Consider the following 5,052-nt stretch of genomic DNA (forward strand, 5'->3'; position numbering starts at 1 on the left):
GGGAACGCTGTGCGTTCCCACCCTCGTGTTGCTCTCAGGAGCTAGCTGTCAGCCGAAGCTCACGCATCCTCGTCGAGGAGGTTGCGGGTACGGTTCGGGTCCACCGGGATGCCCGGTCCGGTGTTCGTCGAAACCGTGATCTTCTTGACGTAGCGACCCTTGGCGGTCGACGGCTTCACACGCAGGATCTCGTCCAGCGCGGCGCCGTAGTTCTCCACCAGCTTGGCGTCGTCGAAGGACGCCTTGCCGATGACGAAGTGCAGGTTGGCCTGCTTGTCGACGCGGAAGTTGATCTTGCCGCCCTTGATCTCGTTGACGGCCTTGGTCACATCGTTGGTGACGGTGCCCGTCTTCGGGTTCGGCATCAGACCACGCGGGCCGAGGACACGCGCGATGCGGCCGACCTTGGCCATCTGATCCGGGGTGGCGATCGCGGCGTCGAAGTCGAGCCAGCCGCCCTGGATCCGCTCGATCAGGTCCTCGGCGCCCACGGCGTCGGCGCCTGCGGCCTCGGCCTCGGAAGCCTTCTCGCCCGCGGCGAACACGATGACGCGAGCGGTCTTACCGGTGCCGTGCGGCAGGTTGACGGTGCCACGGACCATCTGGTCGGCCTTGCGGGGATCCACGCCGAGACGGACGGCGACCTCGACGGTCGCGTCGGTCTTGGTGGTCGCGGTCTCCTTCGCCAGGCGCGCGGCGGCCAGCGGGGAGTACAGGTTGTCGCGATCGACCTTCTCAGCAGCGGCGAGGTACGCCTTGCTTCGTTTTGCCATGATTTTCTGTCCTTAAAGTTTCGAGTTCAGATGTGGTTGTCGGGCCTGGCCGGCCCTCCCACATGAGAGCGAGATTCGCTCAGCCTTCGACGGTGATACCCATCGAACGCGCGGTACCGGCGATGATCTTCGCGGCCTGATCGAGATCAGTGGCGTTGAGATCCTCGGCCTTGGTCTTGGCGATCTCCCGGACCTGGTCCATGGTGACCTTCGCGACCTTGGTCTTGTGCGGCTCAGCGGAGCCCTTCTGCACACCGGCGGCCTTGAGCAGCAGACGAGCGGCAGGCGGGGTCTTCAGCTTGAAGTCGAACGTCCGGTCCTCGTACACCGAGATCTCGACCGGGATGACGTTGCCACGCTGCGACTCGGTCGCGGCGTTGTACGCCTTGCAGAACTCCATGATGTTGACGCCGTGCTGACCGAGCGCGGGGCCGACCGGCGGTGCCGGGTTGGCTGCGCCGGCCTGGATCTGCAGCTTGATGATCCCGGCGAGCTTCTTCTTCTTGGGGGGCATCTTTCTTCCTTGGCTTTCTGGGGTTCGGTTCCTTACGGTTGCCGTAAGCCTCGTATCCGCGCACGACTAGGCCCCGACAAGTACTGCGGGGAAGTCAGAACACGAACCATCACACTCTACCGGACCTGCCACACGACCCAGCAATCGGGTGGTGACCAGCACAAACACCAACGGCACCGCCGGTGAGCGGTGCCGTTGACGCGAGTGTGGAAAATCCTAGATCTTGGAAACCTGGGTGAAGTTCAGCTCGACCGGGGTCTCGCGACCGAAGATCGACACCAGCACCTTGAGCTTCTGCTGCTCGGCGTTGACCTCGGAGATCGAGGCGGGCAGCGTCGCGAACGGGCCGTCCATGACGGTGACCGACTCGCCGACCTCGAAGTCGACCTCGATGGTGGGCTTGCCCGAAGCCGCGCTACCGGTATCCGAACCACCGGCAGCGGCCGCGGCGGCCTTCTTCTGCGCCTGCGCACCGGCCGGAACCAGGAACTTCACAACCTCGTTGATGGTCAGCGGGGTCGGCTTGGCGCCGGGGCCACCGCCGGTCATACCGACGAAACCGGTGACGCCGGGGGTGTTGCGCACCGCGCCCCACGACTCGTTGTTCAGTTCCATCCGGACCAGGATGTAGCCCGGCAGCACCTTGCGGTTGACGTTCTTCTTCTGGCCGTTCTTGATCTCGGTGACCTCTTCGGTCGGCACCTCGACCTGGAAGATGTAGTCCTCGAGTCCGAGGTTCTGCACGCGGGTCTCGAGGTTGGTCTTGACCTTGTTCTCGTAGCCCGCGTACGAGTGCACGACGTACCAGTCGCCGGGCACGCGGCGCAGCTTGGTCTTCATCGACTCGATCGGGTCGGCCTCGGGGTCGTCCTCGGTGGCGACTTCTTCGATCACGGCTTCGTCGACGACCTCGTCGGCAGCGGCTTCGTCGGCATCGGCGAGCTCGGCGGCCTCGACCTCGTCGGTGGCGGTTTCCGCCACGACAGCGTCGTCAACCGGGAACTCGTCGTTGGTGTCGTTCTCCGGGGTGCTCACTGAGGCACTCGCTTCCTGTGTCGTCACGTACATCCTCTGGGCCGGGTCGGGTGCGCGGAGGCACACTCCGCCGTTCCGACCCGCGATCGGCTACCGGCGTGGGTGTCGGCGATCAGCCGAACAGCCAGTCGACACCCTTGACGAACGCCACGTCGATCCCGGCGATGAACGCGACCATGAAGACCACGAACACCAGAACGACGGCCGTATAGGTGACCATCTGCTTCCGGTTGGGCCAGATCACCTTGCGCAGTTCCGCGATGACCTCTCGCAGGAACTTGAGCAGCCGCTTGAACGGGTTGCCCGTCTTTGCCTTACCGGCGGTCTTGTCTGCCTTGCGCGAGGCCGACGGCCGATCGAGCGTGGCCACCGATCCGTTGTCTGCCGGAGCATCCGACGCGCGCACACGACGAGCAGACCGCTTGCCACTCGGTCGAGTGGCAGCGGCGGTGTCCTCGCTGTCTTCGCCGCGAGTATCCCGCTCGTCGCTCACGTCGATCCTCTCTCGTCGCTGGCATTCAGGGCAGGGGCGACAGGACTTGAACCTGCAACCTGCGGTTTTGGAGACCGCTGCTCTGCCAATTGAGCTACGCCCCTTCGGTTGGACCAGCCTGAGCCGTAATGCCCAACCACATTCGATATTCGGTTGTCTCCAGTGTCACACAACACGCGCGCCGCTTCCATGAGGAGATAACCCCTCGGGAAGATCAGCGCGCAGCATCTCGTGACCCCAGAGACCCGACTATACGTCACCGCGCGCGGTTATCGCCAATCCGGGACACCCGACCAGGTCAGGACAGCTGAACGGTTGCCGTGGCGCGGCCGAAGATCTTTTTGCCCGCCGACTTCGCCGTGATGGCGACAACAGCGGTGCGGGTCTGCGGATCGACCGATTTCACCTTGCCGGTGTATTCGACCTCCGCCGGGACATCGGAACCGACGTAGACCGGGCTGGTGAAACGGACGTTGTATTCCTTCACCGCGCCGGGATCGCCCAGCCACGAGGTGACGAAACCGCCGCCGAGCCCCATCGTGAGCATGCCGTGCGCCACCACGTTGTCCAGGCCGACCAGCTTCACGACCTCGTCGCTCCAGTGGATCGGGTTCGCGTCGCCGGACACGCCCGCGTAGTTGACGAGGTCGCCGCGGGTGAGTCGCGCCACGCGGGCGGGCAGTTCGTCGCCGACCGACACGCTGTCGAAGGACAGGGCGTGCACGCTGACCGTGGGCTCCGGCTGCTTGGTGACCGGGGTGATCCCGACGGACAGCTCGGCCGGCGCGTGGTGGGCGGGCTCCTCCTCGCCGAGTCCGTGCATCAGCACGTTGCGGACCGCGTCCGACATCCGAGGATCGATGTCGCCGCCACTGCGGCCGATCAGGGTGGTGTAGGTGGTGAGCACCAGTTCGTCGTCCTGGGCGGTGACGATGTTCTTGGTGACGATGATGTCGCCACCGAAGGCCTGCCGGAAAGAATGCAGATACACATCACAGGTCAACTGGTCACCGACCCGAATCGGGCGGTGGAATTCCAGGATCTGATCGGTCTGCATGATCTGGCTCAGGTCGTAGCCGGTCACGATCCGTTCGAACAGCTTGCGCTGGGCGAGGATGCCGACCAGGGAGATGAAGGTGAGCGGGGCGAGCAGACCCTGGTGGCCGTACTCGCGCGCGATGTCTTCCTCCCAGTGCACCGGGTGGTAATCCTGCACCGCACGGGCGTATTCGCGCACCTTCTCGCGGCCGACCTCGTAGTAGTCGTCGACGCGGTAGTGGTGGCCGACCATCGATGCCGCATGGGCGGCGGGATCGAAGGTTTCGGCGGCTGCGGCAGGGACCGCTTCGTGAGTTCCGGTGTTCACTGTCACAACGTGGACCTTACTCACTCGTAAGACAGCACCGAAGTCGACCGGTGTAAAACGTGATGCGTCCGGGTACTGTATCGGCCCCGAACTTTCCATGAACTTCCCGGGAAAAGCACAAAGGCCGGACTCTCGTCCGGCCTTCGGCAGATGTTTCTGAAAACTAGCGCGACTCGCGGTGCGCCCGGTGAGTTCCGCAGTTCGGGCAGAACTTCTTCAGCTCGAGGCGATCCGGGTCGTTACGCCGGTTCTTCTTGGTGATGTAGTTGCGGTGCTTGCACTCGTCGCAGGCCAAGGTGATCTTTGGCCGGACATCGGTGGACTTCGCGGCCACGATTTGCCTTCTTTCCGGTCTGGGCTGAGTTGAAATTGGTAGCGATGGCCGGACTTGAACCGGCGACACAACGATTATGAGTCGTTTGCTCTACCAACTGAGCTACACCGCCACGGCGGACTAATATCCCGATGATGCCGCGGTAAGCCGCTCACCACCGGCAATCCGGCGAGCCCCCTAACGGAATCGAACCGTTGACCTTTTCCTTACCATGGAAACGCTCTACCGACTGAGCTAAGGGGGCATGACTACGTGGCACAGAGTCTGTATCGGCAAGCCGATCAGCGTGACCCCGTGCTCCGGCGTCCTGAACGAGATTACACACTCCCCGGCCAGAGCACCAAATCGGCAGCTCAAAGGGCATTTTCACGGGGTTCAGATCGCTGGTTCCGACCCGCTCACATCGAGGCTACCCGGATCCGCGCGAGAACAACCCGCAGAACCAAGGAACCCCCGCCGATCTTCATGATCGACGGGGGTTCGATGTGGCAGATGTAGGATTCGAACCTACGTAGGCATAAGCCGACGGATTTACAG

6 protein-coding genes and 3 tRNA genes are annotated in these 5,052 nt (G+C 63.6%); all 9 read right to left on the reverse strand.

Annotation, left to right across the window (positions count from 1 at the left end):
* Positions 1 to 59 precede the first annotated feature (59 nt).
* Positions 60 to 773 carry a 50S ribosomal protein L1 gene (gene rplA / locus ACFWF3_RS23820; protein ID WP_301903705.1) on the reverse strand — a complete coding sequence of 238 codons (714 nt, stop codon included), beginning with the start codon at positions 771 to 773 and terminating at the stop codon, positions 60 to 62.
* A 79-nt stretch (positions 774 to 852) separates the two neighbouring features.
* Entirely contained in the window at positions 853 to 1,287 is a 435-nt protein-coding gene (gene rplK, locus ACFWF3_RS23825) for a 50S ribosomal protein L11 (RefSeq protein ID WP_019049397.1), read from the reverse strand.
* Positions 1,288 to 1,503: 216 nt separating this feature from the next.
* A complete protein-coding gene (nusG, locus tag ACFWF3_RS23830) occupies positions 1,504 to 2,322 on the reverse strand; it encodes a transcription termination/antitermination protein NusG (RefSeq protein WP_378990967.1) in 819 nt (272 codons plus the stop codon).
* A 112-nt stretch (positions 2,323 to 2,434) separates the two neighbouring features.
* On the reverse strand, positions 2,435 to 2,815 hold the full coding sequence (secE, locus tag ACFWF3_RS23835; RefSeq protein WP_378990968.1) for a preprotein translocase subunit SecE: 381 nt from the start codon (positions 2,813 to 2,815) through the stop codon (positions 2,435 to 2,437).
* 31 nt (positions 2,816 to 2,846) lie between these two features.
* Positions 2,847 to 2,919: transfer RNA gene (locus ACFWF3_RS23840), tRNA-Trp, on the reverse strand.
* A 194-nt stretch (positions 2,920 to 3,113) separates the two neighbouring features.
* Positions 3,114 to 4,181: a fused (3R)-hydroxyacyl-ACP dehydratase subunits HadA/HadB gene (locus ACFWF3_RS23845; RefSeq protein WP_379315329.1), complete on the reverse strand. Its 1,068-nt coding sequence runs from the start codon at positions 4,179 to 4,181 to the stop codon at positions 3,114 to 3,116.
* A 163-nt stretch (positions 4,182 to 4,344) separates the two neighbouring features.
* Positions 4,345 to 4,515, reverse strand: coding sequence for a 50S ribosomal protein L33 (gene rpmG, locus ACFWF3_RS23850; protein ID WP_056814348.1), 171 nt, complete (start codon positions 4,513 to 4,515; stop codon positions 4,345 to 4,347).
* A gap of 36 nt (positions 4,516 to 4,551) precedes the next feature.
* Positions 4,552 to 4,627: transfer RNA gene (locus ACFWF3_RS23855), tRNA-Met, on the reverse strand.
* 59 nt (positions 4,628 to 4,686) lie between these two features.
* Positions 4,687 to 4,759: transfer RNA gene (locus ACFWF3_RS23860), tRNA-Thr, on the reverse strand.
* Between the last annotated feature and the right edge of the window lie 293 nt (positions 4,760 to 5,052).

This window comes from Nocardia sp. NPDC060220 (genome assembly GCF_042727815.1).
Classification (GTDB): domain Bacteria; phylum Actinomycetota; class Actinomycetes; order Mycobacteriales; family Mycobacteriaceae; genus Nocardia.

What these genes read in the sequence shown, in the direction of transcription:
- rplA (WP_301903705.1), bottom strand. Translation starts at nt 773, where the DNA reads ATGGCAAAACGAAGCAAGGCGTACCTCGCCGCTGCTGAGAAGGTCGAT.
- rplK (WP_019049397.1), bottom strand. Translation starts at nt 1,287, where the DNA reads ATGCCCCCCAAGAAGAAGAAGCTCGCCGGGATCATCAAGCTGCAGATC.